The sequence below is a fragment of the Ferrovibrio sp. genome, assembly GCF_029255545.1.
GTDB lineage: Bacteria > Pseudomonadota > Alphaproteobacteria > Ferrovibrionales > Ferrovibrionaceae > Ferrovibrio.
Window position 1 is genome coordinate 1 of sequence record NZ_JANLJJ010000053.1, and the last position, 2025, is coordinate 2025.

At 65.7% G+C, this 2025-nt stretch carries 2 protein-coding genes; both read left to right on the top strand.

The features are described from left to right. The coding region (locus tag Q1J79_RS10910; protein ID WP_300300115.1) for a GTP-binding protein at positions 1–929 on the top strand (929 nt) is incomplete at its 5' end. Next, on the top strand, positions 913–1980 hold the full coding sequence (locus Q1J79_RS10915) for a WD40 repeat domain-containing protein (RefSeq protein WP_300300117.1): 1068 nt from the start codon (positions 913–915) through the stop codon (positions 1978–1980). The genes Q1J79_RS10910 and Q1J79_RS10915, both read left to right, overlap by 17 nt. Positions 1981–2025: the final 45 nt, after the last annotated feature.

Sequence of the window (2025 nt, forward strand, 5' to 3'; positions counted from 1 at the left end):
ATGCCGACGAGGAAGTCTTCGAGATGAACAACGGCTGCATCTGCTGCACCGTGCGCGGCGACCTGATCCGCATCATCGAAGGCCTGTTCAAGCGCAAGGACCGCTTCGATGCCATCATCGTCGAGACCACCGGCCTGGCCGATCCCGGCCCGGTGGCGCAGACCTTCTTCGTCGACGAGGATGTGGCGCGCCGCGCCAAGCTCGATTCCATCGTTACCGTGGTCGATGCCCGCCATCTGCCGGCGCGTCTGAAGGATAGCCGCGAAGCGGAAGAGCAGATCGCGTTCGCCGACGTGATCATCCTGAACAAGGCCGATCTGGTGACGCCGGCCGAACTGGCCGAGGTGGAAGGCCGCATCCGGGCGATCAATGCCTTTGCCAAGATCCACCATGCCACCAAATGCGACGTGCCGCTGGACAAGATTCTGGATCGCGGTGCCTTCGATCTGGACCGCATCCTCGACCTGGAGCCGGAATTCCTGAAGCAGAATCCGGCCCATGGCGAGCCCGGTCATGTGCATGACGACCATTGCGGCCACGATCATGATCACCATCATCACGGCCATAACCCGGCGCATGGCGAAGCCGGGCATGTGCATGACGAGCAATGCGGCCATGATCACGTGCACGACGTCACGGTGCAGAGCGTGTCGCTCACCGTGGCTGCGCCACTGGATGCCCGCAAGTTCGACGCCTGGATCAGCGATCTGCTGGCCACCAAGGGCCAGGACATCCTGCGGACCAAAGGCATCCTCGACCTGAAGGGCAGCGACAAGCGCTTCGTGTTCCAGGCCGTGCACATGATCAAGGACGGCGATTTCCAGCGGCCGTGGCGCGCCGACGAGAAGCGCCAGTCCAGGCTGGTCTTCATCGGCCGCGAGCTGGATGCCGCCGCCTTGCAGCAGGGCTTCGATGCCTGCCGCGCCTGATGCCAGGCAGGCAGGGGCAGGCACCCAGATCGGTTTCCGCGCCTATCTGTGGCAGTTCAAGGCCGGGGTGATCGCCGTTGCCGCCGCCGAGGCTGCCGGCACGGCCGGTTTCGGGCTGGGCGACGGTTCGATCGCGCTGCGTCCCTTTGATGATCCCGAAGCGGCCAATACCCGCCGCCTGATCGTGCATGCCGATGCCGCCCTGCTCTGCATGGCAGCGGCGCCGGGTGGCGAGGGGTTCGTGTCGGGCGGCGACGATGGCCGGCTGATGCACACCACCGTGGCCGGCGAGGGCCATGAGCTGGCCAGCGTGCCGCGCAAGTGGATCGAGCATGTTGTTGTGGCCGACAATGGCAGTGCCCAGAATAGTCTTCTGGCTTATGCCGCCGGCAAGACGGTTGGCCTGCTCGATGGCGCCGGCAGGCCGGTCGCCATATTCGCGGATCATCCCAGCACGGTCAGCGGCATCGCCTTCAACCCGAAGGGCAAGCGGCTGGTGGCGGCGCATTACGGCGGCGTCAGCCTGTGGTGGGCCAAGGCCGAGGCGCAGCAGCCCAAACGGCTGGCTTGGAAAGGCTCGCATGTGGCGGTGACCTGGTCGCCGGATGGCAAGTTCGTCATCACCGGCACGCAGGAAAACGAACTGCATGGCTGGCGCCTGGCGGATTCCGCCGACATGCGCATGAGTGGCTATCCGGCCAAGCCGAAATGTTTCAGCTGGTCGCGCGACGGTCGCTGGCTGGCCACCAGCGGCGCCGATGTGGTGGTGGTGTGGGACTGCAAGGGCAAGGGGCCGATGGGTTCGGCGCCGGTGGAAGTCAGCCGCGGCGCACCGGTCACGGTTGTGGCCTTCCATCCGCGCCACGGCCTGATCGCCTCCGGCCATGACGATGGCCGGCTCAAACTCGGCCGCATCTCTGATGGCTCCAGCATCGACCTTGAACGTCTGGGCGATGCGCCAGTCACCGCCCTGGGCTGGACGTCCGATGGCCGTTATCTGATGGCCGGTGCCGAGGATGGCACGGCGGCGATCCTGGATTTCGGCAAGTAGTCATCGCGCTACGCGCGCAGCCCAGTCTTATCGCGCTACGCGCGC

Coding starts and splice junctions, on each gene's coding strand:
- Q1J79_RS10915 (WP_300300117.1), top strand. CDS start 913: ATGCCTGCCGCGCCTGATGCCAGGCAGGCAGGGGCAGGCACCCAGATC.